26 protein-coding genes and 2 pseudogenes are annotated in these 26,513 nt (G+C 70.6%); 7 read left to right on the plus strand and 21 right to left on the minus strand.

Annotated features, from left to right (window positions below):
• The first annotated feature begins 7 nt into the window (after nt 1-7).
• Nucleotides 8-1,066: a pyridoxal-phosphate-dependent aminotransferase family protein gene (locus tag TTH_RS03025; protein WP_011228041.1), complete on the plus strand. Its 1,059-nt coding sequence runs from the start codon at nt 8-10 to the stop codon at nt 1,064-1,066.
• Here the strand turns inward: TTH_RS03025 and TTH_RS03030 are convergent.
• The gene (locus TTH_RS03030; protein WP_011228042.1) at nt 1,029-1,619 is read right to left on the minus strand and encodes a TIGR01440 family protein; all 591 of its coding nucleotides are present in this window, start codon (nt 1,617-1,619) and stop codon (nt 1,029-1,031) included. The two genes, TTH_RS03025 and TTH_RS03030, sit on opposite strands and share 38 nt — an antisense overlap.
• A 136-nt stretch (nt 1,620-1,755) precedes the next feature.
• Between TTH_RS03030 and TTH_RS03035 the strand changes: the two genes are divergently transcribed.
• Nucleotides 1,756-2,322 (plus strand): hypothetical protein, encoded by a 567-nt coding sequence (locus TTH_RS03035; protein ID WP_224065225.1) that lies wholly within the window; start codon nt 1,756-1,758, stop codon nt 2,320-2,322.
• Here TTH_RS03035 and TTH_RS03040 read toward each other — a convergent pair.
• The 8 genes and pseudogenes from TTH_RS03040 to TTH_RS03070 all read right to left on the minus strand — a co-directional run bounded on the left by TTH_RS03040 (nt 2,319) and on the right by TTH_RS03070 (nt 9,985).
• A complete protein-coding gene (locus TTH_RS03040; protein WP_011228044.1) occupies nt 2,319-3,386 on the minus strand; it encodes a branched-chain amino acid ABC transporter permease in 1,068 nt (355 codons plus the stop codon). The genes TTH_RS03035 and TTH_RS03040 overlap by 4 nt on opposite strands.
• Nucleotide 3,387: 1 nt before the next feature.
• A complete protein-coding gene (locus TTH_RS03045; protein WP_011228045.1) occupies nt 3,388-5,241 on the minus strand; it encodes a long-chain fatty acid--CoA ligase in 1,854 nt (617 codons plus the stop codon).
• Between the two features lie 6 nt (nt 5,242-5,247).
• Nucleotides 5,248-5,475 carry an ABC transporter ATP-binding protein C-terminal domain-containing protein gene (locus tag TTH_RS11790; RefSeq protein WP_408033241.1) on the minus strand — a complete coding sequence of 76 codons (228 nt, stop codon included), beginning with the start codon at nt 5,473-5,475 and terminating at the stop codon, nt 5,248-5,250.
• A gap of 6 nt (nt 5,476-5,481) precedes the next feature.
• A pseudogene (locus tag TTH_RS03050) lies at nt 5,482-5,997 on the minus strand (ATP-binding cassette domain-containing protein); the annotation flags it as partial.
• The gene (locus TTH_RS03055; RefSeq protein WP_011228047.1) at nt 5,988-6,764 is read right to left on the minus strand and encodes an ABC transporter ATP-binding protein; all 777 of its coding nucleotides are present in this window, start codon (nt 6,762-6,764) and stop codon (nt 5,988-5,990) included. The gene TTH_RS03055 and the pseudogene TTH_RS03050, both read right to left, overlap by 10 nt.
• A complete protein-coding gene (locus TTH_RS03060; protein ID WP_011172673.1) occupies nt 6,764-7,639 on the minus strand; it encodes a branched-chain amino acid ABC transporter permease in 876 nt (291 codons plus the stop codon). Before TTH_RS03060 ends, TTH_RS03055 begins: the two co-directional genes overlap by 1 nt.
• Nucleotides 7,640-7,667: 28 nt before the next feature.
• On the minus strand, nt 7,668-8,852 hold the full coding sequence (locus TTH_RS03065) for an ABC transporter substrate-binding protein (RefSeq protein WP_011228048.1): 1,185 nt from the start codon (nt 8,850-8,852) through the stop codon (nt 7,668-7,670).
• Nucleotides 8,853-9,049: 197 nt separating this feature from the next.
• Nucleotides 9,050-9,985 (minus strand): NAD-dependent epimerase/dehydratase family protein, encoded by a 936-nt coding sequence (locus TTH_RS03070; protein WP_011228049.1) that lies wholly within the window; start codon nt 9,983-9,985, stop codon nt 9,050-9,052.
• Between the two features lie 48 nt (nt 9,986-10,033).
• Here TTH_RS03070 and TTH_RS03075 point away from each other — a divergent pair, with 48 nt between their 5' ends.
• A complete protein-coding gene (locus TTH_RS03075; RefSeq protein ID WP_024119582.1) occupies nt 10,034-10,231 on the plus strand; it encodes a hypothetical protein in 198 nt (65 codons plus the stop codon).
• Here the strand turns inward: TTH_RS03075 and TTH_RS03080 are convergent, their stop codons facing one another.
• Entirely contained in the window at nt 10,232-10,798 is a 567-nt protein-coding gene (locus tag TTH_RS03080) for a thioredoxin family protein (protein ID WP_011228051.1), read from the minus strand.
• A 50-nt stretch (nt 10,799-10,848) separates the two neighbouring features.
• Between TTH_RS03080 and TTH_RS03085 the strand changes: the two genes are divergently transcribed.
• Nucleotides 10,849-11,925, plus strand: a complete 1,077-nt coding sequence (locus tag TTH_RS03085; protein ID WP_011228052.1) for a TRAP transporter substrate-binding protein — start codon at nt 10,849-10,851, stop codon at nt 11,923-11,925.
• Here TTH_RS03085 and galK read toward each other — a convergent pair.
• Nucleotides 11,922-12,965: a galactokinase gene (galK, locus tag TTH_RS03090; RefSeq protein WP_011228053.1), complete on the minus strand. Its 1,044-nt coding sequence runs from the start codon at nt 12,963-12,965 to the stop codon at nt 11,922-11,924. The two genes, TTH_RS03085 and galK, sit on opposite strands and share 4 nt — an antisense overlap.
• Before the next feature lie 7 nt (nt 12,966-12,972).
• A complete protein-coding gene (locus TTH_RS03095; RefSeq protein WP_011228054.1) occupies nt 12,973-13,818 on the minus strand; it encodes a metal ABC transporter substrate-binding protein in 846 nt (281 codons plus the stop codon).
• Between the two features lie 88 nt (nt 13,819-13,906).
• On the opposite strand from TTH_RS03095, the gene TTH_RS03100 reads away from it, so the two are divergent.
• Nucleotides 13,907-15,568 (plus strand): ABC-ATPase domain-containing protein, encoded by a 1,662-nt coding sequence (locus tag TTH_RS03100; protein WP_011228055.1) that lies wholly within the window; start codon nt 13,907-13,909, stop codon nt 15,566-15,568.
• Between the two features lie 32 nt (nt 15,569-15,600).
• On the opposite strand, the gene TTH_RS03105 is transcribed toward TTH_RS03100, so the two are convergent.
• From TTH_RS03105 to hemE, 4 genes are read right to left on the minus strand one after another with little or no spacing between them, the layout of a single operon-like run.
• Nucleotides 15,601-17,046 carry a chloride channel protein gene (locus tag TTH_RS03105; RefSeq protein WP_011228056.1) on the minus strand — a complete coding sequence of 482 codons (1,446 nt, stop codon included), beginning with the start codon at nt 17,044-17,046 and terminating at the stop codon, nt 15,601-15,603.
• On the minus strand, nt 17,030-18,403 hold the full coding sequence (gene hemG, locus TTH_RS03110; protein WP_011228057.1) for a protoporphyrinogen oxidase: 1,374 nt from the start codon (nt 18,401-18,403) through the stop codon (nt 17,030-17,032). Before hemG ends, TTH_RS03105 begins: the two co-directional genes overlap by 17 nt.
• Entirely contained in the window at nt 18,391-19,344 is a 954-nt protein-coding gene (gene hemH / locus TTH_RS03115; protein WP_011228058.1) for a ferrochelatase, read from the minus strand. The genes hemG and hemH overlap by 13 nt, the downstream gene beginning before the upstream one ends.
• On the minus strand, nt 19,341-20,366 hold the full coding sequence (hemE, locus tag TTH_RS03120; protein WP_011228059.1) for a uroporphyrinogen decarboxylase: 1,026 nt from the start codon (nt 20,364-20,366) through the stop codon (nt 19,341-19,343). Before hemE ends, hemH begins: the two co-directional genes overlap by 4 nt.
• A 13-nt stretch (nt 20,367-20,379) precedes the next feature.
• Between hemE and TTH_RS03125 the strand changes: the two genes are divergently transcribed.
• Nucleotides 20,380-21,306, plus strand: a complete 927-nt coding sequence (locus TTH_RS03125) for a peptidylprolyl isomerase (RefSeq protein WP_231834465.1) — start codon at nt 20,380-20,382, stop codon at nt 21,304-21,306.
• Here TTH_RS03125 and TTH_RS03130 read toward each other — a convergent pair.
• From TTH_RS03130 to panD, 5 genes and pseudogenes are all read right to left on the minus strand, one after another.
• A complete protein-coding gene (locus TTH_RS03130; RefSeq protein WP_011228061.1) occupies nt 21,289-22,137 on the minus strand; it encodes a carbon-nitrogen hydrolase family protein in 849 nt (282 codons plus the stop codon). The two genes, TTH_RS03125 and TTH_RS03130, sit on opposite strands and share 18 nt — an antisense overlap.
• Nucleotides 22,138-22,213: 76 nt before the next feature.
• Nucleotides 22,214-23,824 carry a long-chain fatty acid--CoA ligase gene (locus TTH_RS03135; protein WP_164926032.1) on the minus strand — a complete coding sequence of 537 codons (1,611 nt, stop codon included), beginning with the start codon at nt 23,822-23,824 and terminating at the stop codon, nt 22,214-22,216.
• 37 nt (nt 23,825-23,861) lie between these two features.
• A pseudogene (locus TTH_RS11465) lies at nt 23,862-24,087 on the minus strand (dehydratase); the annotation flags it as partial.
• 7 nt (nt 24,088-24,094) lie between these two features.
• A complete protein-coding gene (gene mqnP, locus TTH_RS03145) occupies nt 24,095-24,952 on the minus strand; it encodes a menaquinone biosynthesis prenyltransferase MqnP (RefSeq protein WP_011228063.1) in 858 nt (285 codons plus the stop codon).
• A gap of 26 nt (nt 24,953-24,978) precedes the next feature.
• Nucleotides 24,979-25,329: an aspartate 1-decarboxylase gene (gene panD / locus TTH_RS03150; protein ID WP_011172694.1), complete on the minus strand. Its 351-nt coding sequence runs from the start codon at nt 25,327-25,329 to the stop codon at nt 24,979-24,981.
• A 98-nt stretch (nt 25,330-25,427) separates the two neighbouring features.
• Between panD and bioB the strand changes: the two genes are divergently transcribed.
• Nucleotides 25,428-26,417: a biotin synthase BioB gene (bioB, locus tag TTH_RS03155; RefSeq protein WP_011228065.1), complete on the plus strand. Its 990-nt coding sequence runs from the start codon at nt 25,428-25,430 to the stop codon at nt 26,415-26,417.
• The last annotated feature ends 96 nt before the right edge of the window (nt 26,418-26,513 follow it).

A 26,513-nucleotide genomic window follows, 5' to 3' on the forward strand; every position in this document is an offset into this window, starting at 1 on the left:
TTCTCCCATGGACTGGCTCCTCACCCCAGGACCCGTGCGCCTGCACCCCAAGGCCTTGGAGGCCCTGGCCCGGCCCCAGCTCCACCACCGCACCGAGGCCGCCCGGGAGGTCTTCCTGAAGGCGAGGGGGCTTTTGAGGGAGGCCTTCCGCACCGAGGGGGAGGTCTTGATCCTTACGGGAAGCGGCACCCTGGCCATGGAGGCCTTGGTGAAGAACCTCTTCGCCCCCGGGGAAAGGGTCTTGGTGCCGGTCTACGGCAAGTTCTCCGAGCGCTTCTACGAGATCGCCTTGGAGGCGGGGCTGGTTGTGGAGCGCCTGGACTACCCCTACGGGGACACCCCCCGCCCCGAGGACGTGGCCAAGGAGGGGTACGCGGGGCTGCTTCTGGTCCACTCGGAGACCTCCACCGGGGCCCTCGCCGACCTTCCCGCCTTGGCCCGGGCCTTCAAGGAGAAGAACCCCGAGGGCCTCGTGGGGGCGGACATGGTGACGAGCCTCCTGGTGGGGGAGGTGGCCCTCGAGGCCATGGGCGTGGACGCCGCGGCCTCGGGGAGCCAGAAGGGCCTCATGTGCCCCCCGGGCCTCGGCTTCGTGGCCCTCTCCCCCAGGGCCCTGGAGCGCCTGAAGCCCAGGGGCTACTACCTGGACCTCGCCCGGGAGCTCAAGGCCCAAAAGGAGGGGGAGAGCGCCTGGACCCCGGCCATCAACCTGGTGTTGGCGGTGGCGGCCGTCCTCGAGGAGGTCCTTCCCCGCCTGGAGGAGCACCTCGCCCTCAAGGCCTGGCAGAACGCCCTCCTCTACGGGGTGGGGGAGGAGGGGGGCCTTAGACCCGTCCCCAAGCGGTTTAGCCCCGCCGTGGCCGCCTTCTACCTGCCGGAAGGGGTGCCCTACGCCCGGGTGAAGGAGGCCTTCGCCCAAAGGGGGGCCGTCATCGCCGGGGGGCAGGGGCCCTTGAAGGGCAAGGTCTTCCGCCTCTCCCTCATGGGCGCCTACGACCGCTACGAGGCCCTGGGGGTGGCCGGCATGTTCAGGGAGGTTTTGGAAGAAATTCTTCCAGCTTCTTGAGCATCTCCTCCCGCGTGTAGACCGCCCGGGCCCCGCCCACGAGCTTGGGCCTCGTCTTGGCGGCGAGGAGCACCGCCTCGCCGATCTTCCGCACGGAAAGCCTCAGGGGCACGGCCACGGGGCGGAGGTGCATGCCGATGAGGACGCCCCCGATGTCCATCCCCCCGTGGGCCTGGGCCTTGAGGGACTCCACCATCACCGGGTCCCGGAAGCGCAGGAAGGCCGCCGTGGCCAAGGCCCCCCCCGCCTTGGGGTGGGGGAAGACGGCGACCTCCTCCAGGCCAAAGGCCCGGGCGGTCTCCCGCTCCACCACCAGGGCCCGGTTCAGGTGCTCGCAGGCCTGGACGGCCACGTGGACCCCCCTTTCCAGGAGGGGCGGGAGGAGGCCTTCCAGGACGGCGTGGGCGGCCTCGAGGCTCGGCCTCGTCCCCACCCTCTCCCCCAGGACCTCGCTGGTGGAGCCCCCGAGGACGAAGAGGCTCCCGGGCGCCATGGGGAAGGCCTGAAGAAACTCTTCCGCGGCCCGCTGCGCCGCGCGCCGGATGCCCTCCATGCCTCCATGGTAGCCGGAAAAGTGCCCTGGCCCCCTTTTCCCCGGGCAGGGCGGGGGTACCCTTAAGCCATCCCGACTCAAGGAAGGCCGTTCTGGGTTTCCGCTCCCGCGCCGCACGAAAGGCAGGGTGAGTACGGTGAAAAAGATCCTGTGGCTGCCCTTCTTGGGCCTCGCCGCCTGTTCCCAGTGGCAGGGGGCGGACGACTCCAGGTGGCTCCTGGAGCCTGCGGGCCTCTCCTGGGTGGACTGCGCGCCGGGCCCCAGGGGGGAGGCCCTGGCCTACGACTTCGTCCACGAGGAGGTGCCCGGGCGAAGCTTCGCCCCGTCCCCGGACGCCTGCGGGGGGCATTCGGGGCTCCGCATGTCGGCCTTGGAGCTGGCCCAGCTTCTGGCCTACGCCCTGCACACCGAGGTCCTCCTCCCCAAGGAGGTGCGGGAGGAGATGCTCCTGCGGCTTTGGGGCTGGTACCCGGCGGGGCAGGAGGGGCCCTACCCCGGGGACGAGGCCACGGCCCGGGTGTGGCACCCCGGGGACCTCTACGCCTTGGCGGGTCCGGAGGAGCACACCTGCGTCCTCCGCTACCCCAGGCAGGTGGAGGCGGTGCTCCTCGTCAACTCCGACATTTACACGGCCTTGGCGGACGTGAAGCGGCCCTGCAAGCTCCTCCAAAAGGCCTACGCCAAGGCCCTGGTCGCCCCCTAGTAGGGCAGGGGCCAGGTGCGGAAGTAGTCCCGCACCCGCCCCCAAAGCCCCACCAGGCCCAGGGGCTCGAGGACCAGGAAGAGGAGGATGAGGCCCCCGAAGACCACGTTGCGCCAGGCGGCGAGCTGGGCGGCGTACTCTGGGCCCAGGGCCCCCACGAAGCTATTGAGCACCTCGGGGATGAGGAGGACGAAGAAGGCCCCCAAGACCGCTCCCAAGACCGTCCCCGCCCCGCCCACGATGACCATGGCCAGGTACTGGATGCTCACGGAGAGGGGAAAGTACTCCGGGGTCACCGCCTTGTAGAGCCCGGCGAGAAGCCCCCCCGCCACCCCGGCGTAGAAGGCGGAGAGGGCGAAGGCGAGGAGCTTGGTCCGGGTGAGGTCCACCCCGGCCACCCGGGCGGAGAGGTCGTTGTCCCGCACCGCCCGGAAGGCCCGCCCGGCGCGGGTCATGAGGAGGCGCTTGCCGTAGAAGAAGAGGGGGAGGGCGAAGAGGAGGACCAGGTACCAGAGCTTCTCCGGGGTGTCCAGGACGAGGCCCAGGACCTCGGGGGGAGGAAGGGTCCGGCCCCGGATCCCCCCCGTGACCGCCTCCCAGGTCTTAAAGACGTAGTCCGCCAGGAACTGGAAGGCCAGGGTGGCGATGGCCAGGTACACCCCCTTGATCCTGAGGGAGGGGAGGCCGAGGAGAAGCCCCAAAAGGGCGGCGATCCCGCCCCCGAGGAGGATCCCCAAGGGGGCGAGGGGGCCCGTGAGGTGGCTTGCCGCGTAGGCCCCCACCCCCATGAAGGCGGCGTGGCCTAAGGAGATCTGCCCCGCGCCCCCCACCAGGAGGTGGAGGCCCAGGGCGGAGAGGGCCCCGATGGCCACCAGGGTGGCCACGTACATGGGGTAGGGGCCGAGGAGGAGGGGGAGGAGGAGGAGCAGGAGGAGAAAGGCGTAGAGGGCGAGGCGGCCCAGGGGGGTGCTGGCGTAGGCCTCGTCCTCCCGGTAGGTCTCCCGCACCGCCCGGGCGAAGCGCAGGCTAAAGGCGTCGGTGAGGCGCTTGGAGAGGGCGAACATCTCAGACCTCCTGGACCTCGAGGGTGGCCTCCAGCCTGCCCTCCCCCTCGAGGTAGCGGATGGGCAGGGAGAGGCTCACGCGGCCGCCCTCGCCGTAGAGGGCCTGGATCACCGGGGCGTAGCGGGCCTCCACGATCTGGCGGCGCACCTTCCGAGTGCGGGTGATCTCCTCGTCGTCGGGGTGGAGCTCCTTGGGCAAAAGGGCGAAGCGCCGGATCCTGAGCTTCTCGGGAAGGGTCTGGTTCACCATGCGGATCTCCTCGGCGATCAGGGCCTGGACCTCGAGGCGCTCGGTGAGGGACTGGTAGGTGGTGAAGGGAAGGCCCCGCCTCCTCGCCCAGTTCTGGACGTTTTCCGGGTCAAGCTCCACGAGGGCGGTGACAAAGGGCCTGCCGTGGCCGAGTACCACGGCCTCCCGGATGTAGGGGGAGTACTTCAGGCGGTTTTCCAGGAACTGGGGGGCGAAGCGGGTGCCGTCCGCCAACGCCCCCACCTCCTTCACCCGCCCGAGGATCACCAGGTGCCCCCGCTCGTCAAAGAAGCCCGCGTCCCCCGTGCGGAAGAAGCCGTCCTCGGTGAAGCTCTCCCGGGTGGCCTTTTCCTGCTTGAAGTAGCCCTGAAAGACCTGGGGGCCCCGCACCTGGATCTCCCCTTCCTCGCTGATGCGCACCTCCGTGCCCGGAAGAGGGGGGCCCACGGTCTCCGGGGGGGCGTCCCCGGTGGCGTGGGCGGTGGTGGCGGCGGCGGTCTCGGATTGGCCGTAGACCTGGCGGATGTCCAGCCCCAGGGCGCGGAAGAAGGTGAAGACCTCCGGGCCCAGGGGCGCCCCGCCGGTGACGGCGATGCGGCAGGCGGCAAGCCCGAGCCTCGCCCTCAGGGGCCTGGCGATGAGGGGGTAGAAGAGGGCCCGCTTGAGGTTGAGCCAGAGCCCCACCCTTTCCCCCCTGAACTCCCGGTTCGCCCCCTCCAGAAGGGCCCCCATCCCGGCCCGGTAGAAGAAGGCCTTGACGGGGTCGGCGTCCGCCATCCGGCTTTGGATGAAGCTCGCCATCTCCTCCCAAAGCCTGGGCGGGGCCAGGAAGAAGTCGGGCTGGACCTCCTTGAGGTCCTCCTTAAGCGTGGTGGGGTCCTCGGGGAAGTGGACGGTGGAGCCCTCCACCAGGCTCTGCACCACGGTCAGCATCTGCTCCCCGATCCAGGGAAGGGGGAGGTAGCTGAAAACCCAGGCCCCCCTCTGGAAGCCCAGGGCCTTCCCCACCGCCTCGTGCCCGGCGAGGAGGTTTTGGTGGGAGAGCATGGCGAGCTTGCTCCGCCCCGTGGTGCCGGAAGTGGGGGCGAGGAGGGCGGTCTCCTCCGGGCGCCGCCTCCTTAGGGCCTCCTCCCCCACCTTGGGGTCGCCGAAGGCCTGGCTGAAGCGCCTGACCTTCCCCCGGAAGTGCCGGCTCATCCCCGCCTCCTCCCACACGAGGACGAAGTCCACGAGGTGGAGGTGGGGGTAGACCTTGTCCAGCTGCTCCTCGTCGGAGACCACGATGCCCCTCGCCCCGGTGAACTCCAGGAAGTAGCCCACCTCCTCGGGCATGGCGTCGGCGTAGATGCCCATGGGGAGGGCCCCCAGGACCTGGGCGGCGAGCTCCGCCTCCACCCACTCGGGGGCGTTGTGGCCCAGGATGGCGAGGACCTCGCCCTCCTTAAGGCCCAGGGCGGAAAGCCCCCCGGCGAGGCTTAGGACCCGGTCCAGAAGCCCCCGCCAGGAGGTCTTCTGCCAGACGCCGAGCCGCTTCACCCGTAGGGCCGGGGCTTCGGGGCGCTCCTTGGCGTGCCTCACGAGGTGTTCTAAAAGGGTTCCCCGCATACGCCCTCACCCCTGGCCCAGGTAGGCCTCCACCACCTTGGGGTCCTTCTTCACCCCTTCGGGGGGGCCGTGGTAGAGGACCTCCCCGTAGGAGAGGACCAGGACCCGGTCGGAAAGCTCCAGGACGGCCCTAAGGTCGTGCTCCACCCAAAGGAGGGTCACCCCCCACTCCTCCCGGGCGTCCAGGAGGAAGCGGGCCAGGTCCTGCTTCTCCTCCAGGGCAAGCCCCGCCATGGGCTCGTCCAGGAGGAGGAGCTTGGGCCGGCCCGCGAGGGCCCTCGCCACCTCCACCCGCTTCTGGAGGCCGTAAGGGAGCATCCCCGCCGGGGCGTGGCGGAAGGGGGAGAGGTGGAGGTAGTCCAGGACCTCCTCCGCCCAGGCCCTGAGGCGCCACTCCCTTTCCGCCCGGGGGAGGGCCATGGGGTAGGTGGAGAGGGCGAGCTCCGCCCCCAGCTTGACGTTTTCCAGGACGCTCATCCCCCGGAAGATCTCCAGGCCCTGGAAGGTGCGCCCGAGGCCCATGCGGGCCCTTTCTTGGGGGCTTTTCCCCTTTAGGCTTTGGCCCAGGAAGACCACCTCTCCTCGGTCGGGGTCGTACACCCCGGAAAGGACGTTTAAGAGGGTGGTCTTCCCGGCGCCGTTCGGGCCGATGACGGCGAAGAACTCCCCCTCCGCCACGGAGAACGCCACCCCCGAGAGGGCCTTTACCCCCTTGAAGGAGAGGTGGAGGTCCTGCACCTTTAGGATCACACCCACCGCTTCCTCCTCCGGTACCGCCTCGCCTGGCGGAAGCCCACCTCCTCCTTGCCCAGGTAGAACTCCATCACGTCCTGGTCCTCCATGGCCTCCTTGGCGCTCCCCTCAAAGACCACGCGGCCCCTTTCCAGGACGTACACCCGGTCCACGACGCCGAGGGCGGCCCGGGCGTTTTGCTCCACGAGGAGGAGGGAGAGCCCCTTTTCCCGCCTTAGGGCGTCCAGGGTCTGCATCACCTCTCCCACCAGCTTGGGGGCGAGGCCCAAGGAGGGCTCGTCCACCACGAGAAGCCTCGGCCTCGTGAGGAGGGCCATGCCCAAAAGGAGCATCTGCTGCTCCCCCCCCGAGAGGTAGCCCGCCTGCTCGTGGCGGCGCTCGTAGAGGCGGGGAAAGCGGGCGAAGACCTCCTCCATCCCTTCCTTGAGCGCCTTTGGGGGGAGGCGGTGGCCTGCGGCCATGAGGTTCTCCACCGGGGTCAGGTAGCGGAAGAGGGGGCGGCCCTCCAGGATGGCGGTGAGGCCTAGCCGGGAGATCCCCACCGGGTCCAGGTGGGTGGCCTCCCGGCCGAAGAGGCGCACCTTCCCGTCCAGAACCCGCCCCTCAAACTTGGGGAGGAGGCCGGCGATGGTCCGCACCAAGGAGCTTTTCCCGGCTCCGTTCGGGCCCAGGAGGGCCACGGCCTCCCCCTCCCCCACCTCCAGGGAGACCCCGTCCAGGGCCAGGATGACCCCCCGGTAGACCACCTTGAGGTTCTCCACGGAAAGCATCACACCCTCTCAATCTGCCGCTCCCCGAAGAGGCCGTAGGGCCTCACGAGGAGGACGAGGAGGACCACCACGAAGGGCAGGGCCTCGGTGAAGCCGGGGAGGTAGGCCTCCAGGTAGCGCTGGGAGAGGGCCTCGAGGACCCCGAGCAAAAACCCCGCCGCCAGAGCCCCGCCCACGGCGTCAAGCCCCCCCAGGATGGCCACGGGGAAGACCTTGAGCCCGAAGAAGACGAGGTTGTGCCCCACCCCGCTCGCCGCGGCGAGGAGGGCCCCCGCCAAGGTGGCGAGGAGGGCGGAGACCCCCCAGACCCCGGCCAGGATCCGGGCCGTGGGGATGCCCAGGGCCAAGGCGGCCACCTCCCGCTCGGAGATGGCCCGGACCAGGACGCCGTAGCGGCTTTTCCGGAGGAGCCAGAGGAGGCCGAGCCCCAAGGGCAGGGCCAGGAGGAGGTTCCAGACCGCCCGGGAGGAGACGTAGACCCCTCCCGCTTCAAAGCCGAGGTCGGGGAGGCTTCCCGGCAGGTACTTGAGGTCCGGGCCCCAGAGGAGCTGCACCCCCCCATCCAGGGCGGCGGCGAGGCCGATGGTCGCCATGATCACCGCCACCACGTTCCGGCCGAGAAGGGGCCGCACGAAGCCCCGTTCCACCAGGACCCCGAAGAGGAAGGCGAGGGGCAGGGCGGCGAGGAGGGCCAAGGGGAGGGGAAGGAGGAGGGCGAAGGTGTAGGTGAGGTAGGCCCCCACGAGGAGGAACTCCCCGATGGCGAAGTTCACCACGCTGGTCGCCCGGTAGACGAGGACGAAGCCCAAGGCGAGGAGGCTGTAGAGGGCCCCGTTGGCCAAGCCGCCGATGAGGTAGGGAAGGAGGTCCGCCACGCTTCCTCCCGAGGGAAGGGGCCTGGCCCTAGGCCAGCTTCAGCCAGTCGGTGATGGCGTTGAAGCGCCCGTCCTTGACGCTCGCCCGGTAGAGCTTGGTGTAGGGGATGCGGTGGTTCACGAACTGGTAGCCCCGCACCAGGCCCATGGCGTTGTAGTCCCCGATCTTCTCCAGGTACTCCACCACCCCGGCCCGGGTGAGCTTCCCCGCCTGGGCCGCCCGGCGCATGGCCTCGGCCACCCCCAGGGCCACGGCCAGGCTCCCCATGTAGTAGGTGGGGCGGTAGGAGGAGTCCCGGCCCTTCCTCTGGCGGAACTTGCGCATCTCGTCCACGGCGGGCACCAGGGTGTCGTACCAGTAGGGGTTGTGGTAGGTCACGGTGAAGCCCTCGGCGGCGGGCCCCGCCCGCTGGATGAGGACGAGCTCCGCCGAGTAGTAGGTGCCCATGAACTGGGCCCTTAGGCCCTGCTCCCGCGCGGCCCTTAGGATCAGGGGCTCCGCGGAGAGGGCGTAGCCCTGGAGGAGGACGAAGTCGGGGTTGGCCCGGCGCAGGTTCAGGACCACGGGGGTGGCGTCGGTGAAGGCGGGGGGCGTCACCTCCTCGTGGACCACCTCCATCCCCAAAGCCTTGGCCCGCTCCTTGACGTAGGGGATGGGGTCGCGGCCGAACTCCGTGTTGGAGTAGACGAGGGCGATCCGGGCCTTGCCCTTTTGCAGGCGGATCTGGCGCAGGAGGGCCTCCATCATGTCGTTGTAGGTGGGGCCGAAGACGAAGATGGTGGGGTACTTCTCGGGGTCGGCAAGCTCGTTGGCGAAGCTGGTGGCGGAGTAGGGGAGGCCGATCCTGGCGATCTCCGGGGCCAGGGCCTTGGAAAGCCCCGTGGAGTCCCCGTAGACGAAGAGGAGCTCGTCGGGCCGCTCCCTGGAGAGGACCCGGTTGAAGGCGGCCGTCCCCTTGGCCACGTCGTAGCCCGTGTCCTCCACGATGAGCTCAAGCTTCCGCCCGGCGATCCCCCCCAGGACCTCGTTCACGTAGTCCACCCCGTCCACGAACCCTTCCCGGCCGGCGTTGCCGGCGAAGGCGAAGGGCCCGGTGAGGGGAAGGAGGGCGGCGAGCTTCACGGGCCTCGCCTGGGCCAAGGCGAAGCGGGAGAAGCCCATGGCCGCCAGCGAACCCACGCCAAGCCTCCTCAGAAACTCCCTGCGCTTCATGCACGCCTCCTTTCCGGTTGTGCTTGGGGCAAAGATAGCATGCCCCCCTCCTTTTGGCAAGACCAGGGGGGATTTAGCCGGCCTGGGGCTGCTGCGGCCGTGCCTTGGTCGGCGCTTCAGGTCCGATGGTGGCCCTCCCGGACGGTGATGCGGGGGCTTGCCCAGGGAGAAGGAGGCCGGCGAGGCCGGGGGTAGCCCTATACGGCGCCCCGGAAGTGGTCCACGGTGAGGCGGATGCCCTCCTGGAACCCCACCTTGGGCCGCCAGCCGTGGGCCATGAGCTTGAGGGGGGAGAGGACGCTCCGTTCCAGGTCCCCGGGGCGCGGGGGGGCGGGCTGGACCTCGGGGGCCTTCCCCGCGGCCTCGGCCACCGCCATGAGGACCTCCCTCGTGGTGTGCCCCTCCCCGGTCCCCACGTTGTAGATCCCTTCCAAGGAGAAGAGGGCGAGGGCGTGGGCCTCGGCCACGTCCCCCACGTAAACGTAGTCCCGCACGCACCCCTCGTCCCCGGGGGTCTTCCGGGCGTAGAGGGTCACGGGCAGGCCCTTGAGGACCCGCTCGGCGAAGATGGCCACCACCCCTGCCTCCCCGTGGGGGTCCTGCCTGGGGCCGTACACGTTGCCGTAGCGCAGGGAGACCCACTTGAGCCCGTAGCTTTGCCCGTAGACGGAGAGGTAGTGCTCAAAGGCCGCCTTGCTCGCGGCGTAGGGGCTTTTTGGGCGGGGGGGCCAGGTCTCCTCGGCCCTTTCCCCCTCGGGCACCTCCCCGTAGATGGCCCCGCCCGTGGAGGCGAAGACGAGCTTCTCCACGCCGTACTGGCGGCAGGCCTCGAGGAGGTTAAGCCCCCCCAGGAGGTTCACCTCAAAGTCCAGGACCGGGTCCTCCACGCTCACCTTCACCGAGGCTTGGGCCGCCTGGTGGGAGACGTGGGTGGGGCGGAACTCCCGGAAGGCCCTTTCCACCCCCTCCTTGTCCCTTAGGTCCACCCGGAAGAAGGGGACGCCTTTGGGCACGTTTTCCCGCTTGCCCGTGGCCAGGTTGTCCAGGACCGCCACCTCCAGGCCCCTGGCGAGGAGGTCCTCCACGATGTGGCTTCCGATGAAACCGGCGCCGCCCGTCACCAGCACGCGCATAAAACCTCCCGGGCCGAAGCCCGGAGGCAGTCTACCACCTGGGTTAGGATGGGGGGCGTGAGGTTTGTTTCCCGCCTGGCGGCCCTTTTCGCCCGGGTCTTCTCCCAGAGGAGGGGGTGTCCCGTCTGCGGCCTGCCCGAGGACCTGGCCCGGGAGGTCAGGGCCTACCGGCGGCACTGCCCCCGGGTGGCCTTCCGGGCCTGCCCCTACGACCCGAGGCGGGGCCTTTGGCGCCAGCGGCGGTGATCAGCCGATCCTAACCTCCGGCTCGTTCCCTGGCCTCCACTTGATGGTGCAGCCGATGGCGGGGGCCTCCTTGAGGGGGGGCTCCTCGCCCCGGAGGAGGGCCTCTATGGCCGCCTCGAGGTCGTGGCTTTGCACCTTGCTGGGGTCCTTGGGGTTGTCGTTCACCCGGCCGTGGTAGCGGAGGAGGCGCCTTTCGTCAAAGAGGAAGACCTCCGGGGTGCGCAGGGCGCGGTAGGCCTTGGCCACCTCCTGGGTCTCGTCCAGGAGGTAGGGGAAGAAGATTCCGTGCTCCTCGGCGAAGGCCGCCATCTTCTCCGGGGCGTCCTCGGGGTACTTCTCGTAGTCGTTGGCGTTGATGCCCACGAAGGCCACCTTGCCCCGGTACCTTTCCGCCAGGGCCACGAGCTCGCCGATGGAGCCCTTGACGTAGGGGCAGTGGTTGCACATGAAGACCACGGCGAGCAAAGGCTCATGGAACTGGGAAAGCCGGTAGCGTCCGCCCCTTGGGTCAGGAAGCTCGGCGTCAATCAGGGGGCTTTCCAGGGGAAGCTCGGGGTACTGGAGCATGGCTTTATGCTACCCGCGAGGTGGTAGACTGGGCAACGCCGGAGGCCACGATGAAAAGGCGGAGCTTTCTCAGGAAGGTGGGCGTGGGCCTTGGGGCGAGCCTCTTCTACCGCGCCTTCGCCCAGGGGAGCCCCACGGTGCGCTGGCGGCTTGTCTCCAGCTACCCGAGGAGCCTGGACACCCTCTACGGCGGGGCGGAGGAGCTGGCGAAGCGGGTGGCGGAGCTCACCGGGGGGCGGTTCCAGATCCGGGTCTACCAGGCCGGGGAGCTCGTCCCTGGGGGGCAGGTGCTGGACGCGGTGCAGCAGGGCACGGTGGAGGCCGGCCACACCTACGGTCCCTTCTACGTGGGCAAGAACCCGGCTTTGGCCTTTGACGGAGGCGTCCCCTTCGGCCTGACCTACCGGCAGCACAACGCCTGGATGCTCATGGGCGGGGGGCTTGAGCTCCTCCGCCGGGTCTACGCCGACTTCGGCGTCCTCCAGTTCCCCGGGGGGAACACCGGGACCCAGATGGGGGGCTGGTTCCGCCGGGAGGTCCGCACCCTGGAGGACCTCAAGGGCCTCAGGATGCGCATCCCGGGCCTCGGCGGCCTCGTGATGGGGCGGCTCGGGGTGGTGCCCCAGACGCTGGCGGCCGGGGACATCTACCCCGCCTTGGAGCGGGGGGCCATAGACGCCACCGAGTTCGCCGGGCCCTACGACGACGAGAAGCTGGGCTTTTACAAGGTGGCCCGCTACTACTACTACCCCTCCTTCTGGGAGCCCAGCGCCCAGCTCTCCTTCCTCGTGGCCCAAAGGGAGTGGGCGAGGCTTCCCAAGGAGTTCCAGGAGGCCTTCCAGGCGGCGGCGAGCGAGGTGAACCTCACCATGATGGCCAAGTACGACGCCCTGAACCCGCCCGCCCTGAAGCGCCTCCTCGCGGCCGGGGTGCGCCTAAGGAAGTGGCCCGCGGAGATCATGCGCAAGGCGGAGGAGGAGGCCCGAGCCCTCTACGAGGAGCAGGCGGCCAAGGACCCGGGGTACCGCCGGGTCTACACCGCCTACTGGGCCTTCCGGGAGGAGGTCTTCCGCTGGTTCGCCGTGGCCGAGCTGGGCTACCAGGCCTTCGCCTTCCCCTCGGTTTAGAGGACCTTGAGGTCGGGGAAGCGCCGGGCCAGGGCCTCCCTGAAGGCGGGGAAGCGGCTTTCGGCCACCAGGGCCACCACGGCCCCGCCGAAGCCCGCCCCCGTGAGCTTGGCCCCGTAGGCCCCGGCCCGCAGGGCCTCCTCCACCAGGGCGTCCAGCTCGGGCAGGCTCACCTCGTAGTCTTGGGCGAGGGAGCGGTGGCTTTGCGTCATAAGCTCCCCGAAGGCCCGGGCGTCTTGCCGCCTTAGGGCCTCCACCCCCCGGAGGACCCTGAGGTTCTCGCTCACCACGTGCCGGGCCCGCCGGTCCAGGGGCGAAGGGAGGCTTTCCACCAGGCAGAGGTCGGCCACGTCCCTAAGGGACCGCACCCCGAGCCTCTTGGCCGCCTCCTCCGCCTCCTGGCGGCGCCGGTTGTACCCGGCCTCCGCCAGCCTGCGCCCAAGCCCGAGGTCCAGGACAGCCACCCGCACCCCCGGGGGAAGGGGAAGGTTCTCGTAGGCCAGGGTCCGGGTGTCCAGGAAGAGGGCCTGCCCCGGCTGGCCCAGGCTTGCCGCCATCTGGTCCATGATCCCGCACCGGACCCCCACGTACTCCACCTCCGCCTTCTGGGCGAGGCGGGCCACCTCCAGGTCGCTCAAGGGGAGGCGGTAGAGGGTGCGGAGGGCCCTGAGGGCCGCCACCTCGAGGGCGGCGGAGCTGGAGAGGCCCGCCCCCATGGGGAGGTCGCTGCGAACGTAGAACCTGGCCCCCGCCACCTCGTGCCCGGCCTCCCGGAGGGCCCGGACCACCCCGAGGAGGTAGTCCAGGAAGTCCCCTTGGGGCGGGGAGGAGAGGGGGCGGGCCCGGAGCTCCCCCAGGTTCTCGCTGAAGGCCTCCACCGCCCCCTCGAGGGGGGCGGCCTCCACCTGGGTGAAGTAGGGGATCGGGGTGGGGAGGACGTAGCCTTCCTGGTAGTCCGTGTGCTCCCCCAGGAGGTTCACCCGGCCGGGGGCCTGGGCGCTGGCCTGGGGCAGGACGCCGTAAACCTCTTGGAAGCCCATGCCTCCATTATGGGCAGAGGGCCCGCAGGTTGTGGCGCAGGAGGTCCAGGTAGGTCCTCACCCGGGCGTCCAGGGTGTCGGTGTAGAGGACCGCCACCCGGGCTCCTATGGCCTCGGCCAGGGTCTTCAGGGCCTTGCCCTGGAACTGGGGCTCGGCGAGGACGAGCCTGACCCCCTCCCTCTTGGCCTTCTCCAGGAGGGCGAGGAAGCTCCGGCTCCCCACCTCCTGGGCCCCGCCCTGGCTCAAGACCCCCACCACCTCCAGGCCGTACCGCCTGGCGAAGTAGCGGAAGGCGTCGTGCTGGACCACCACCTTCGTTCCCTTAAGCCCGCAGGCCCTATAGGCCCGGTCCAGGGCCTCCACCTCCTTTTTGAAGCGCTCCAGGTTGGCCCGGTAGAGGTCCCGGCCCCCGGGGTCCAAGGCGGCGAGGGCCTCGAGGATCCGCTCGGCGTAGCGGACGGCGTAGGCGGGGTCCAGCCAGAGGTGGGGGTCGCAGGGGCCGTGGCCGTGGTCCTCCTCCGCATGGTCCTCCCCGCAGATCAGGTCCGGCTGCCCCTCCCCGAGGAGGACCACCCGGGCGTTTTGGGGGAGGAGGGCCTGGAGCTTGGGCAGGTAGGGCTCGAGGCCGAGCCCGTTGGCGAAGAGGAGGCGGGTCTGGCTTAAGGCCTGGGCCACGGAGGGGGTGGGCTCAAAGGTGTGGGGGTCGGCCCCCGGGGGGACGACCGCCACCGCCGCCACCCGATTTCCCCCCACCTGCCGGACGAGGTCGGCGAGGATGGGGGTGGTGGCCGCCACCTGGACCTGGGCCAAGGCGGCGGCGAGGAGCCAGGGAAGGAGGGCTAGGGCGCGCATGGCAAAAGTGATATTGGATTATCAAACTCGCTTTGTCAACCCCCCGCGGTTGCGCCCCCCGGGGCCTTCCCCGTAGCCTGGGGGGGCGATGCGGCTGGAGGACCTTTTGGACCGCCTCGAGGCCCTGGAAGGCAAGCCCTACCCCTTCTACAAGGACCTGAAGGGGGTCTGGCGGGGAAAGGGCTTCGCCCTCCGCTTCGTCTACGTGCAGGGGGACCCCTTCGCCACCCCGAGCGTCCTGGAGGCGATCTACCCGGGCGAGGCCTTGGAGGCCCTCCGGGTCTACACCCGGGAGGAGGGGCGGGTGGCGGTGGAGGACTTCCTCCTCCGGGCCCTCAAAGCGCGGCTACGGGACCTGCCCCGCCTTGCGGGCTCCGGCCACTCGGGGGCCGTGCGGGTGGAGGTGGAAAGCCCCAAGGTCCTGCGCCGGGCCGGGGCGCACCTCGGGAAAAAGGCGCTTTCCCTCCGCTTCCGGGTGGGCCTTCCCGCCCAGGGAAGGCGCATCCTCGGGCGGGAGGCCAGGCGGCTCTTCCAGGCCCTCTCCCGCCACCTGGAGGCCTTCCTCCAGGAGCTGGACCGGGAGGCCCTCCTCCGCCACGTCCGCCAGGCGGAGGACTTCGCCTTCATCCAGGAGCGCCTCGCCGAGCGGGGCCTGGTGGCCTTCGTGGGGGAGGGGAGCCTCCTTCCCCGGGAAAGCGGGGTGAGCCAGAGGCCCCTGAAGGGGGCGGTGCCCTTCCAGAGCCCCCCTTCCCTCAAGGTGGCCTTCCGCACCCCCCACGCCGGGGAGGTGTGGGGGATGGGGCTTCCCCAGGGCCTCACCCTGATCACCGGGGGCGGGTTCCACGGCAAGACCACCCTCCTGGAGGCCCTGGTCCACGGGGTCTTCCCCCACGTCCCCGGGGACGGGCGGGAGTGGGTGGTGACGGACCCCCTCGCCCAGAGGGTCCAGTCCGAGGACGGGCGAAGCATGAAGGGCGTGGACCTCAGGCCCTTCGTCCACGACCTTCCCCTGGGCCAGGACACCGCCTTCTTCTCCACGGAGGACGCCTCGGGCTCCACGAGCCTGGCCGCGGCCATCCTCGAGGCCCTGGAGATGGGGGCGAGGGTGCTCCTTCTGGACGAGGACACCTCGGCCACGAACCTCCTGGTGCGGGACGCCCGGATGCAGGCCCTGGTGCGGCGGGAGACCCTGACGCCCATCCTGGACCGGGTTCAGGACTTCAAGGCCTTGGGCGTGAGCCTCGTCCTGGTGGTGGGGGGCGTGGGGGACTACCTGGACCTGGCGGACACCGTGGTCCTCATGGAGGCGTACCGCCCCCAGGAGGTGACGGCCGAGGCCAGGGCCATCGCCCGGGCCCACCCCACGGGCCGGGCCTTCGGCGAGCCCCGCTACCCCTTGCGGGCCGTGCCCCGGGCTCCCTTGCCGGCGAGCTTTGACCCCAGGCGGGGGCGGAAGGAGAAGGTGAAGGGCCGGGGCTTGCGGGAGCTCGTCTACGGGGAGGAGACGGTGGACCTCTCCGCCTTGGACCTCTTTGAGAACGCCCAGGTTCGGGCCCTCGGGGCCCTGTTCAAGCGCCTGGGGCGGCTTGCCGACGGGCGGACGCCGCTTAAGGCCCTGGTGGAGCGGGCCCTCCTCGGGGTGGAGGACCTCTTCGCCCTGGAGGAGGCCCCCGAGCTCGCCTGGGTACGCCCCTTGGAGCTCGCCGCCGCCGCCAACCGGCTCCGGGGCCTCGAGGTGGTCCAGGTCTGAGGCCGCCCCGTGCGGCGAAGCCCCCGCGCGGATTAGGACCGGGCGGCGAAGCGGGCCACCTCCTCCTTAGGCCCGAGGAGGAGGACCCGGTCCCCGGGCTCCAGCCGGTCCTGCCCCCGGGGGGCGAGGAGGTGGGCTTGGCGGAAGACGAGGCCCACCAGGACCCCGGGGGGCAGGGCGGTGTCCTTGAGGGGCTTCCCCGCCCAGGGATGCCCTTCCCGCACCTCGAGGAGGACCGCCCCCAGGTCCCCGAGGAGGAGGGGCCGGCCCGGGGGGAGCTGGGCCAGGCCCCGGAGGAGGTCCTCGGCGTGGGCGGGGCTCGCCTCGGGGCCCGGAGGCTGGAGGGGGAAGAGGGTCTCCCGGTTGAGGGCGAAGGCTCCGAAGGCCACGAGGAGGCCCGGGACCAGGAGGGCGTAGGAGCCCGTGATCTCCACCATCTGCACCACGGCGGCGAAGGGGGTGCGGGCCGCGGCGCTCACCAGGGCCACGAGGCCGAGGAGGATGGGCCCCGGCCCCCCGATCCCAAAGAGGGCCCCTAAGGCCGCCCCCAAGGCCCCTCCGAGGACCACGCTGGGCCCGAAGAGGCCCACGCTGGCCCCGCTTCCCGCCGAGAGGAGGACGGCGAGGGCCTTGGCCAAGAGGAAGAGGAAGGGGTTGGGGCCCTCCCCTTGGAGGAGGGCGGCGAGGCCCTCGTAGCTCGTCCCCCGCGCGGGAGGGAAGAGGAGGGCGAGGGTCCCCGAGGCGGCCAAGGCGAGGGGGAGGGCGGCCGGGCCCTGGAGCCGGGCCCGGCTCCAGGCGAGCCCGCGGGCCAGGGCGAAGGCCCCGAGGGCGGCCAGGGGGGCGAGGGCCAGGGCGAACCAGAGGGGCGGGGCCTCGAGGCCCTGCACGGGAAGGAGGGGGTGGGTGCCGAAGAGGAGGCTCTGCAGGCCGTAGCCGGAGATGGCCGCCACCGCCAGGTAGCCGAGGAGGCGCCCCTCCAGGGCCGAGCCCCGGTAGAGGACCTCTGCGGCGAAGAAGGCCGCCCCCAAGGGGGTGTGGAAGAGGGCGGCGATGGCCGCCGCCCCCCCGGCGAGGAGGACGGCCCGGGCCTCGGCGGGGTTGCGGGGGCGGAGGGCCTGGGCCAGGGCGCCCCCGGCGTAGAGGAGGGGCCCTTCCTGCCCCCCGCTTCCCCCGAGGCCCAGGGTGAGGGCGGTGAGGAGGGCCTTCAGGGGACCGAGGCGGGGAGGGAGGCGGCCTTGGCCCAGGTGGTAGGCGAGGAGGACCCGGTCCGCCCCGCCCCCGCGGAGGTCGGGGAGCCTGCGGTAAAGCCAGGCGCTGAAAAGCCCCACCGCCCCGCCCGCGAGGGGCAGGGCGAGGGGAGGGACCAGGAGGAGGAGGTCCAGGAGGAGGCGGAAGGCCACCGCGAGCCCCCCGCCTAGGAGGCCGGGAAGGAGGCCGAGCCGAAGAAGCCTTCTTCCCTCCTCACCGAGAAGCTCCATGGGCCTCGCCTAGGGAGAGGTGGGCCAGGGCCCTTTGCGCCGCCCGCCTCCCCGAGCGCACCACCTCGGGCAGGCCCACCCCCTGGAGGTAGTTCCCCGCGAGGAAGAGGCCGGGCGCCTTGACCAGGGCCATCTCCAGCCGCTCCACCCGGTCCAGGTGGCCCACCCGGTAGGCGGGCATCCCCTCGGGGAAGCGGAAGGCCCAGGCCCGGTGGACCCGGGGAAGGCCCGGGAGGAGGCGGGCTAGGTCCTCCAGGGCAAGCCGGATGAGGGCCTCCTCGGAAAGCCGGGCGGCCTCCCCCGAGAAGTAGGCCCGCACCAGGCTGAACCCCTCCGGGACCCGCCCCGGCCACTTCCGGTGCGTCCAGGTGAACCCCCGGGCCCGAAGCCCCTCCCCCTTGGCCACAAGCAGCCCGTGCCCCTCCACGGGGAGCGCCCCGGGGAAGGCCAGGCTCACCGTGGCCGCCGGGGTGTGGGGGATCCCCTTGAGCAAAGCGGTGGCCTCCGGGAGGAAGGGCCTGAGGAGGCCCGCCGCCTGGGGGGCGGGGATGGCGAGGACCACGGCCTCGGCGAGGAGGGCCCCTTTAGGGGTGTGGAGGCGCCACCTTCCGCGGGCTGGCTCCAGGCCGAGGACAGGGGTGCCCCGCAGGACCCGCTCCCCCAGGGCCTCGGCCATCCGCCGGGTGAGGGCCTGGAGGCCCTCGGCGAAGGAGAAGAAGAGGCTGCCCCCCTCCCGGCTTCCCCGCCCCTTCCGGACCCGCATGGCCCCAAGGAGGAGGCTCCGGTGCCTTCCCTCCAGCTCCCAGAGCTGGGGAAAGGCGGCCCGCATGGAGAGGTCGTCGGGCTCCCCCCCGTACACCCCCCCGGCCAGGGGGGCCACCAGGGCCCGGTAGACCTCGGGCCCCAGGCGCCTCTCCACGAACTCCCTCAGGGTCTCGTCCTCCTTCGCCCCCCGGGGGAGGAAGAGGTCGTAGAGGGCCCGGAGCTTCCCCGGGAGGGAGAGGAGGGGGGTGCGGGCCAGGGCCTTGAGGTCCCCGGGCACCACCTGGAGGAGGCCTTCGGGCAGGGGGTGGCGCTTCCCCCGGTAGAGGATGTAGGCCGCGGGCTTTTCCGGAAGGGTGCCGATGGGCTCGAGGCCGAAGGCCTGGGCGAGCTCCAGCACCTCCTTCTTGTAGCGGACGCTGGCGTCAGGCCCCCCCTCCACCAGGAAGCCCTCCTGCCGGGCGGTGCGCACCTTCCCCCCGAGGCGGAGGCTGGCCTCCAGGAGGAGGAAGTCCGCCCCCGCCTCCTTGAGGGCCAGGGCGGCGGCCAGCCCCGCCCACCCCCCGCCCACCACGGCCACCCCTATCTCGGCCACGCCGCCTCCACCAGGTCCTTGAGGACTTGGATGTAGTCCAGGTCCGCGTTCAGGCTCCGGGCCCTGAGGAGCCTCAGGCCGAGCTCCCTCGCCGTGGCCTGGGCCTCGAGGTCCAGGTCGTAGAAGACCTCCAGGTGGTCGGCGGGGAAGCCCACCGCCTGGACGGCCACTTCCTCGTACCCCTCCTCCTTCAGCGTGCGCAGAAGCTCGTTGATGTCGGGGCCGAGCCAGGGCTCCGGGGTGCGCCCTGCCGACTGGTAGGCCACGTGGAAGCGGGGGAGGGCGAGCTTTTTGGCGATGAGTTCCGCCGTCTTCTCCACCTGCCTGGGGTAGGGGTCCCCCTTCTCCACGGCGGAGAGGGGGATGGAGTGGGCGGTGAAGACGTAGGCCGCCTTCCCCGGGTTCTTCAGGCGCCAGATCACCTCCTCAAGCCTCCGGGCGTAGGCGGCGATGAGGCCGGGGTGGGCCTCGTAGCTTTCCACCCATACGAAGTCTATGGGCTCGGGGAGGGCTTTTAGGGCCGAGTCCACCTTCTCCCGGTACTCGGCCACGCTCCTCAGGGAGTAGTGGGGGGCGGCCACGATGGCCACGGCCCGCCGCACCCCGTCCTCGTGCATGGCGGCCACCGCCTCCCCGATGGAGGGGTGCCAGTGCTTCGTCCCCACGTAGACCCGGGCGGGGCCGTGGGGGGCGCGGGGAGGGAAGGGGCTCAGGAGGCGCTTGGGGTAGGGGGGGGCCTCCAGGTTGAGGAGGGCCTGGAGGCGGACCGCCTGGGCCAGGGTGATCTCGTTCAGGGGGCTTTTGCCGATGGCCTCGTACCGCTCGGCGAGCTCCTTGAGGAGCTCCTCCGAGGGGCGGCGCCCCCGGCGGATGTCCGTGTAGTAAGGCTCCACCTCCTCGGGGGCGTAAGGGGTGCCGTAGGCCATGAGCAGGACGTTCATGCCGCTACCTCCTGGATGAGTTCTACCACGTAGCGCACGTTCTCCTCGGGGGTCTCGGGCACGATCCCGTGCCCCAGGTTGAAGATGTGCCCGCTTTTACCCCCGTTCTCCTTCAGGATCCTCTGCACCTCGCGGCGGATGACCCCTTTGGGGGCGAGGAGGACGGCGGGGTCCAGGTTCCCCTGGACGGGGGTGGCCCCGAGGAGGGCGCGGGCCCAGGGGAGGGGGGTGTGGTGGTCCAGGCCCAGGACGTCCCCGCCCGCCTCCTTCATGTCCTCGAGGAGCCCCATGGTGCCCACGCCGAAGTGGATCACGGGGACCCCCACGGGCCTGAGGCTTTGGAAGAGCCTTTCCATGTGGGGCTTGACGTAGCGGCGGTAGTCCGCGGGGGAGAGCGCTCCCACCCAGGAGTCAAAGACCTGGAGGAGATCGGCCCCCGCCTCGGCCTGGGCCCGGAGGTAGCGGGCCATGGCCTCGGTGAGCTTCTCCATGAGGCGGTGCCATAGGGCCTCCTCCCCGTACATCAGGGCCTTGACCCGGAGGAAGCGGCGGCTCGGCCCCCCCTCCACCAGGTAGCTCGCCAGGGTGAAGGGGGCCCCGGCGAAGCCGATGAGGGGGACGGGAAGCTCCCGCTTGAGGATCCGGATCGTCTCCAGGACGAAGGGGACGGCCTCCTCGGGCACGAGGGGCCTCAAGGCCTCCACGCCCTTTTCGTCCCGGACGGGGTTGTGGATCACCGGCCCCTTGTTCTCCACCAGGGAGAGGTCCACCCCCATGCCGTAGAGGGGGGTGGTGATGTCGGCGAAGAGGATGGCCGCGTCCACCCCGAGCGCCTTCACGGGGAGGAGGGTCACCTCGGCGCAGACCTCGGGGTTTTGCACGATCTCGGGGAGGGTGTAGCGCTCGCGGAGCTTCCGGTAGGCCTTCTGGTAGCGCCCGGCCTGGCGCATGAACCACACGGGGGGCCTCGGGGTGGGCTCGCCCCGGGCGGCCCGGAGGATGAGGTCGTTCACGAGGTCCATGCTAGCATGGGGCATGCGCGCGTTTCTTTTGGCCCTGACCTTGCTCCTCGTCCCCATGGCCCTGGCCCAGGGGGAGGTGGTGGCCCAGGTGGGCCCCGAGGCGATCACCCGGGAAGCCTTTGAGCTCCGCTACGGCCTCTTCGTGCGGAGCGCCCTGGCCCAGCTCGGCCTGCCCGACACGGAGGAGGCCCGGGCCCTCCTCGCCGCCTACCGGCCGGCCTTCCTCGAGGCCCTGGCCCGGGAAAAGGCCCTCCTCCAGCGGGCCCGGGAGGAGGGGCTCTACCCGGACCCCGCCGCCGTTGAGGCCCGGGTCCACGCCCTGAAGGAGGCCTTCCCCGAGGAGGAGGCCCTGGAGGAGGCGCTCCGCCAGGCGGGGGTCCCGGGGCTTGAGGCCTACCGCAGGCTCGTGGCCGAGGCCATGGCCCTCGAGGCCCTGGAGGCCCGGTACCGCTCCCGGATCGCCGTCTCCCGGGCGGCCCTCAAGGCCCTTTGGCTCCTCTCCCCGGAGTACCGCCACCCCACCCTCTACTGCGCCCGGCACCTCCTCGTCCCCACCCGGGAGGAGGTGGAGGAGGCCCGCCTGCGGCTTGCCCGTGGGGAGGCCTTCGCCGAGGTGGCCCGGGCGGTCTCCCAGGACCCGGGCTCCAGGGAGGAGGGCGGGGACCTGGGGTGCGCCCCCGAGGGCACCTACGTCCCCGCCTTTGAGGAGGCCCTCGTGCGCCTCCGGCCCGGGGAGGTCTCGGGCCCCGTGCGGACGGAGTTCGGCTACCACCTGATCCTCCTGGAGCGGGTGGTCCCTCCGGGCCGCTACCCCTTGGAGGAGGTGGCCCCGCTTCTGGAGAAGGAGGTGGCGGACCGGGCCTGGGAGCGGCTCGAGGAGGCCCTGGTCCGGGCCGTGCCCGTGCGCCTCTACCCCGAGCGCCTAGAGGCGGAGGAGTAGGGCCTCGTCCCCGGTGGGGGCCTGGGCCAGGAGGAGGGCCTCCCCGGGGGCGTAGATCCCGCTTCGCCCCTGGAAGCCAAGGCCCGCCACCTCCCCGTTCAGCATGGGGTTGAGGAGGAGGCGGAGGTGCTCCCGGCCGAGGAGGCGCGCTTGGGCCGAGGCCACCCACACCTCCCCTTCCTTGCGGGCGGGGTCGGGGGGCCAGGGCCTTTCCCAGGGGGCGGGGTTGGCGGAGGGCTGGAGGAGGATTTCCGCCCCCAGGGCGTCCAGTCGGGCGAGGTGCCGCTCGTAAAAGCCGTCCAGGCAGATGAGGATCCCCACCTTCCCCGCCTCGGTCTCCACCAGGTGGGGGCCGAAGCGGCCCCGCCGGAGCCACCTTTCCGGGGGGGTGAGCTCCATCTTGGGCACCTGGGCGAGGAGGCGGCCCTTGGGGTTGAAGAAGAGGGCGAGGTTCTGGAAGAAGGGGGTGCGGCTGAACCGGCCCCGGGCGAGCTCCTCCTCGTAGGGGGGGGAGAGGAGGGAGCCTGCGAGGAGGTAGGCGCCGAAGGCCTGTGCGGCCTCGGCCATGACCTCGAGGAAGACGCCGTAGGCCCGCCGGGCCCGCCGCCAGGGGAGGAGGGGGTCCAAGAGGAGGGCCTTGGGGGCGAGCCCGCCGTCCAGGTGCAGGAGGAGGGGGAGGCCGAAGAGCTCGGGGAAGGCGGCGAGCCTCGGGGCGGGGGTGCCGCTTAGGGGCTCGAGGAGGGCGAAGACCCGCTCCCTGAAGGCCTCCGCCGTGCGGTAATGCTCCGGCCTGGCCTCGGCCTGGACGGCGAGCAGGGTGCGGAAGGGCACGGCTAGAGGGCCGTGGCCCCGCCGTCCACGGGGAGGACGGCCCCGGTGACGTAGTCCGAGAACTTCTCCAGGAACATCAGGCGCCTCCGTAGTAGTTCTTGTACTGCTCCCTTAAGGCCCGCTTGAGGAACTTGCCCGCGGATGTCCTCGGGATCTCCTCCGCGAAGACGTAGGCGTCGGGGAGCTGCCACTTGGCGAAGCCGGCCTTTAGGAGGTGCTCGTTCAGCTCCTCCGGGGTGGGCTTCTCGCCCCTGGGCACCACCACCGCCAGGGGCCTCTCCTGCCACTTGGGGTGGGGGATGGCCACCACCGCCGCCTCCTTCACCTTGGGGTGGCCCATGAGGGCGTTCTCCAGGTCCACGCTGGAGATCCACTCCCCGCCCGACTTGATCAGGTCCTTGAGCCGGTCCTTGATCTCAACGTACCCCTCCTCGTCCCAGACGGCGATGTCCCCGGTGCGGAAGAAGCCGTCCGGGGTGAGGGCGCTCCGCGTGGCCTCCTCGTTTCCGTAGTAGCCCCCGGTGATCCAGGGGCCCTTGAGCTGGACCTCCCCCAGGGCCTTCCCGTCCTTGGGCACGGGGCGGCCCTCCTCGTCCGCCACCCTTAGGCGCACCAGGGGGATGGGGAGGCCCGTCTTGGCCTTGAGGGTGAGCTTCTCCTCCTCGGAGAGGGACTCCAGGTGGCTTTTTACGAAGTTCTGCACCACCACCGGGGAGGTCTCGGTGAGGCCGTAGCCCTGGCGCACCTCCACGCCCATCCGCTCAAAGCGGGCGATGAGGCTCCTGGGCGCGGCCGAGCCCCCCACCACGAGCCGCCTCAGGGTCTTCAGGCGGTGGCCCGTGCTTTCCAGGTAGTCCGCCAGGGCGAGCCAGACCGTGGGCACCCCGGCGGTGAAGGTCACCCCCTCCCCGTCAAAGAGCTCCACCAGGGAGGCGGGGTCCAGCCTGGGCCCGGGCAGGACCTGTTTGGCCCCCACCAGGGTGGCGGCGTAGGGCAGGCACCAGGCGTTCACGTGGAACATGGGGACCACCGGCAAGACCACGTCCTTCTCCGAGAGGGCGGTGCCGTCAACGAGGCTTGCCGCCAGGGAGTGGAGGACCAAAGCCCGGTGGCTGTAGACCACCCCCTTGGGGAGGCCCGTGGTCCCCGTGGTGTAGGCCATGCCGCAGGCGGCCCGCTCCGGCACCCGCACGGGGTCCGCCTCCTCCCCCAGGGCCTCCTCGTAGGCCAGGTAGCCCTCCGGGGCCTTCTCGTCCATGACCACGAAGTGCTGCACCGTCTTGAGCTCGCCCCGTATGGCCTCCACCAGGGGCAGGAGGTTGGGGTCAAAGAGGAGGACCTTGTCCTCGGCGTGGTTCAGGATGTAGGCGATCTCCTTGGGGGAGAGGCGGGGGTTGGCGGTGTGGAGCACCGCCCCCATGCCGGGGACGGCGAAGTAGGCCTCGAGGTGGCGGAAGTGGTTGAAGCCCAGGGTGGCCACCCGGTCCCCCACGCCCACCCCGAGGGCCCTAAGCCCCCCCATGAGCCTCCTGGCCCTTTGGTAGACCTCGGCGTAGGTGGTGCGGTGGACCTCCCCGGTGTGGAGGCGGGAGACCACCTCCTTCCTACCGAAAAGCGCCGCCGCCCGCTCCAAAAAGTCCCAGAGGTTCAGCTCCTCGTCCATCATGGTGCTTGGGAACGCGTTCATCCTTTCCCCCTCCATTGGGTTAGACCCAGTATAACCCTTAGGCGCCCGGGGAGGGCCTCCGCCGCACCGTGGTCACGAACTCCCTTCCTGCACCACCTTGGCCCTTTGGTTGTAGACCCGGACCCGCTGCACCAGGATGCCCCGGTCGGGCTTGGAGGTCTCCCGCTTCTCCAGGATCTCGCTCTTCCCCGCACCGTGTCCCCGATGAGGACGGGCTTGAGGAACTTGTAGTTCCGGATCTCCAGCCAGGCGATACGCCCGCCCCTCCCGTCAAGCCCCGCGGGCGAGTAGGTCCAAGACGATGAAGAGGAACATCCCCAGGCTTACGCCCACGTTGGCCTGGAAGAAGGCCACCTCCACCTTGGAGAGGTCCTCGGGGGAGACGAGGCGGTGCTCCAGGAGGAGAAGCCCTCCCACCAGGAGAAGGCCCAGGTAGTAGAGGGGCCCGGCGCCGTAGCTCACCCCGGCCCAGAGGAAGGCGAGCCAGGCCAAGAGGTGGCTTGCCCGGGCCACCCGGAGGGCCTGGGGGATCCCGAAGCGGGCGGGGATGCTCTTTACCCCATGGGCCCGGTCAAAGGCGTAGTCCTGGGTGGCGTAGAGGATGTCAAACCCGGCGATCCAAAGCCCCACCCCCGCCCAAAGGGCGTAGGCCGTGGGGGCGAAGCTCCCCGTGACGGCGATCCACCCCCCGGCGGCCGCCGCCCCGATGGTGAGGCCCAGGACGTAGTGGCACAGCCAGGTGAAGCGCTTCGTGTAGCTGTAGAAGACGAGGAAGAAGACGGCCACGGGGAGGAGCCTGGCGGTGAGGGGGTTGAGGTTGAGCCCGGCGTAGACCAGGAGGAGGAGGCCGAGGAGGGCGAGGGCCAGGGTCTCCCCGGGCTTGACGAGCCCCCTGGGCAGGTGGCGGTTTTGGGTCCTGGGGTTTAAGGCGTCCAGCCGCCAGTCAATGAGGCGGTTCAGGGCCATGGCCATGGTCCTCGCCCCCACCATGGCCAGGGTGACGAGGAGGAAGGTCGGCCACCCCGGCCAGCCTCCGGCCGCGAGGAGCATCCCCCCGTAGGCGAAGGGGAGGGCGAAGAGGGTGTGCTCAAAGCGGACGAGCTCCAGGTAGAGCCTAAGGCGCCTCATCTCCTCTTTCCCCGCGGGCGCGGGGGTCATCCTTTGCGCACCTCGAGGATCCGGTTCCTCTCGTCCACCAGGACCACGGTGGGCTTGAGGTTCCTCGCCTCTTCCTCGTCAAAGACGCCGTAGGCCACGAGGATAACCAGGTCCCCGGGCTTCACCAGGTGGGCCGCGGCCCCGTTGATCCCGATGACGCCGGACCCCCGTTCCCCGGGAAGGGCGTAGGTGGTGAGCCGGGCCCCGTTGGTGATGTCGTAGATGTCCACCTGCTCAAAAGGAAGGATCCCGGCGGCGTCCAGGAGGTCCTGATCCACCGTCACCGAGCCCACGTAGTGGAGGTCGGCCTGGGTCACGGTGGCCCGGTGGATCTTGGCGTGGAACATCACCCTCTTCACGAGGTCTAAGTTTAGGGCACGGCCGTGATTTGGGCAACGCGCCCCTTGCTTTCGTAAACTTTCTTAGTTTATTTTGGTTTACGAACATGGCGTGGCCCGATCTGGACCCTCCTCGCCTGGCCGAAAGGCCCTTGAGCCTACAGGAAGCCCTTTTTGTCCTCGAGGCCCCACCCGAGGCCCTGCCTGCTTTGGCGGAGGCGGCCATCCGGGTCAAGGAGTACTTTTTCGGACGGCGGCTCAAGCTGGTCCGTCTTCTCAACGTTAAAAGCGGCTTCTGCCCAGAGGACTGCGCCTACTGCGCCCAGTCCGCTAGATCCCAAGCCGCCATCGCCCGGTACCCCCTGCTCTCCTTGGAGGAGATCTTGGAGAGGGCCGAGGAGGCCCAACGCCTTTCTGCCCGCCGCTTCTGCTTAGTGGCCGCCTTGCGGGGGCCTACCCCTAAGGTTTTGGAGCGCCTCGGTGAGGCCGCGCAAGCCATCAAGGCGCGCTTTCCCCTTGAGCTTTGCGCCTCCTTAGGGCTCTTGGAAGAGGGTATGGCGGAGGCCTTAAAGGCGGCGGGTTTTGACTACTACAACCACAACCTCAACACCGCCCCAAGCCTTTACCCTAGGATCGCCACCACCCACACCTACCAGGACCGCTTGTGGACCCTAAAGCGGGCTAGGGAAGCGGGGCTAAAGCTCTGTTCGGGGGTCATCCTGGGGATGGGGGAAGGTCCCAAGGAGGTGTACGAGATGGCCTTGGCCCTGAGGGAGCTAGGGGTAGAGAGCCTTCCCGTGAACTTTCTCCTGCCCATCCCCGGCACCCCCTTAGGGGATGGCCGCACGGTGGCGGGGCTTACCCCCGAGCGTGCCTTGAAGGCCCTGATCCTCTTCCGTCTTTTGAACCCCAAGGCCGAGCTCCGCGCCTCGGCGGGGCGGGAAAGGTATCTGGGCCCGTACGAGCCCCTGGCCTTCCGGATGGTGAACAGCATCTTCCTCCAGGGCTACCTTACCCAGCCGGGGAGCCCTTGGGAGCGGGACAGGGCCCTGTGGGAAAGCCTGGACCTTGATGTGGAGGAGGGAGCGTGCGGCTAATACCACCCCACGCTGGTCCAAAGCCTGCGGTGCGGGGCGCCTGGAGGCCCTAGGGGTTGGCGCCCGCCCGTGTGCCTAGGTCGGCTTTGGCGGCGG

The organism is Thermus thermophilus HB8 (assembly GCF_000091545.1).
Classification (GTDB): Bacteria; Deinococcota; Deinococci; order Deinococcales; family Thermaceae; genus Thermus; species Thermus thermophilus.

Bases quoted from the DNA above. Each gene is read 5' to 3' on its own strand.
- TTH_RS11790 (WP_408033241.1), bottom strand. From the start codon at position 5,475: ATGGCGGGGCTTGCCCTGGAGGAGAAGCAGGACCTGGCCCGCTTCCTC.
- TTH_RS03125 (WP_231834465.1), top strand. From the start codon at position 20,380: ATGCGCGCGTTTCTTTTGGCCCTGACCTTGCTCCTCGTCCCCATGGCC.
- mqnP (WP_011228063.1), bottom strand. From the start codon at position 24,952: ATGAGGCGCCTTAGGCTCTACCTGGAGCTCGTCCGCTTTGAGCACACC.
- TTH_RS03045 (WP_011228045.1), bottom strand. From the start codon at position 5,241: ATGCGGGGAACCCTTTTAGAACACCTCGTGAGGCACGCCAAGGAGCGC.
- TTH_RS03080 (WP_011228051.1), bottom strand. From the start codon at position 10,798: ATGCTCCAGTACCCCGAGCTTCCCCTGGAAAGCCCCCTGATTGACGCC.
- hemE (WP_011228059.1), bottom strand. From the start codon at position 20,366: ATGGACCTCGTGAACGACCTCATCCTCCGGGCCGCCCGGGGCGAGCCC.
- TTH_RS03055 (WP_011228047.1), bottom strand. From the start codon at position 6,764: ATGCTTTCCGTGGAGAACCTCAAGGTGGTCTACCGGGGGGTCATCCTG.
- TTH_RS03030 (WP_011228042.1), bottom strand. From the start codon at position 1,619: ATGGAGGGCATCCGGCGCGCGGCGCAGCGGGCCGCGGAAGAGTTTCTT.
- hemH (WP_011228058.1), bottom strand. From the start codon at position 19,344: ATGAACGTCCTGCTCATGGCCTACGGCACCCCTTACGCCCCCGAGGAG.
- TTH_RS03135 (WP_164926032.1), bottom strand. From the start codon at position 23,824: ATGAACGCGTTCCCAAGCACCATGATGGACGAGGAGCTGAACCTCTGG.
- TTH_RS03095 (WP_011228054.1), bottom strand. From the start codon at position 13,818: ATGCGCGCCCTAGCCCTCCTTCCCTGGCTCCTCGCCGCCGCCTTGGCC.
- TTH_RS03100 (WP_011228055.1), top strand. From the start codon at position 13,907: ATGCGGCTGGAGGACCTTTTGGACCGCCTCGAGGCCCTGGAAGGCAAG.
- TTH_RS03105 (WP_011228056.1), bottom strand. From the start codon at position 17,046: ATGGAGCTTCTCGGTGAGGAGGGAAGAAGGCTTCTTCGGCTCGGCCTC.
- panD (WP_011172694.1), bottom strand. From the start codon at position 25,329: ATGTTCCACGCCAAGATCCACCGGGCCACCGTGACCCAGGCCGACCTC.
- TTH_RS03075 (WP_024119582.1), top strand. From the start codon at position 10,034: ATGGGGGGCGTGAGGTTTGTTTCCCGCCTGGCGGCCCTTTTCGCCCGG.
- TTH_RS03070 (WP_011228049.1), bottom strand. From the start codon at position 9,985: ATGCGCGTGCTGGTGACGGGCGGCGCCGGTTTCATCGGAAGCCACATC.
- TTH_RS03065 (WP_011228048.1), bottom strand. From the start codon at position 8,852: ATGAAGCGCAGGGAGTTTCTGAGGAGGCTTGGCGTGGGTTCGCTGGCG.
- bioB (WP_011228065.1), top strand. From the start codon at position 25,428: ATGGCGTGGCCCGATCTGGACCCTCCTCGCCTGGCCGAAAGGCCCTTG.
- TTH_RS03025 (WP_011228041.1), top strand. From the start codon at position 8: ATGGACTGGCTCCTCACCCCAGGACCCGTGCGCCTGCACCCCAAGGCC.
- TTH_RS03040 (WP_011228044.1), bottom strand. From the start codon at position 3,386: ATGTTCGCCCTCTCCAAGCGCCTCACCGACGCCTTTAGCCTGCGCTTC.
- TTH_RS03085 (WP_011228052.1), top strand. From the start codon at position 10,849: ATGAAAAGGCGGAGCTTTCTCAGGAAGGTGGGCGTGGGCCTTGGGGCG.
- galK (WP_011228053.1), bottom strand. From the start codon at position 12,965: ATGGGCTTCCAAGAGGTTTACGGCGTCCTGCCCCAGGCCAGCGCCCAG.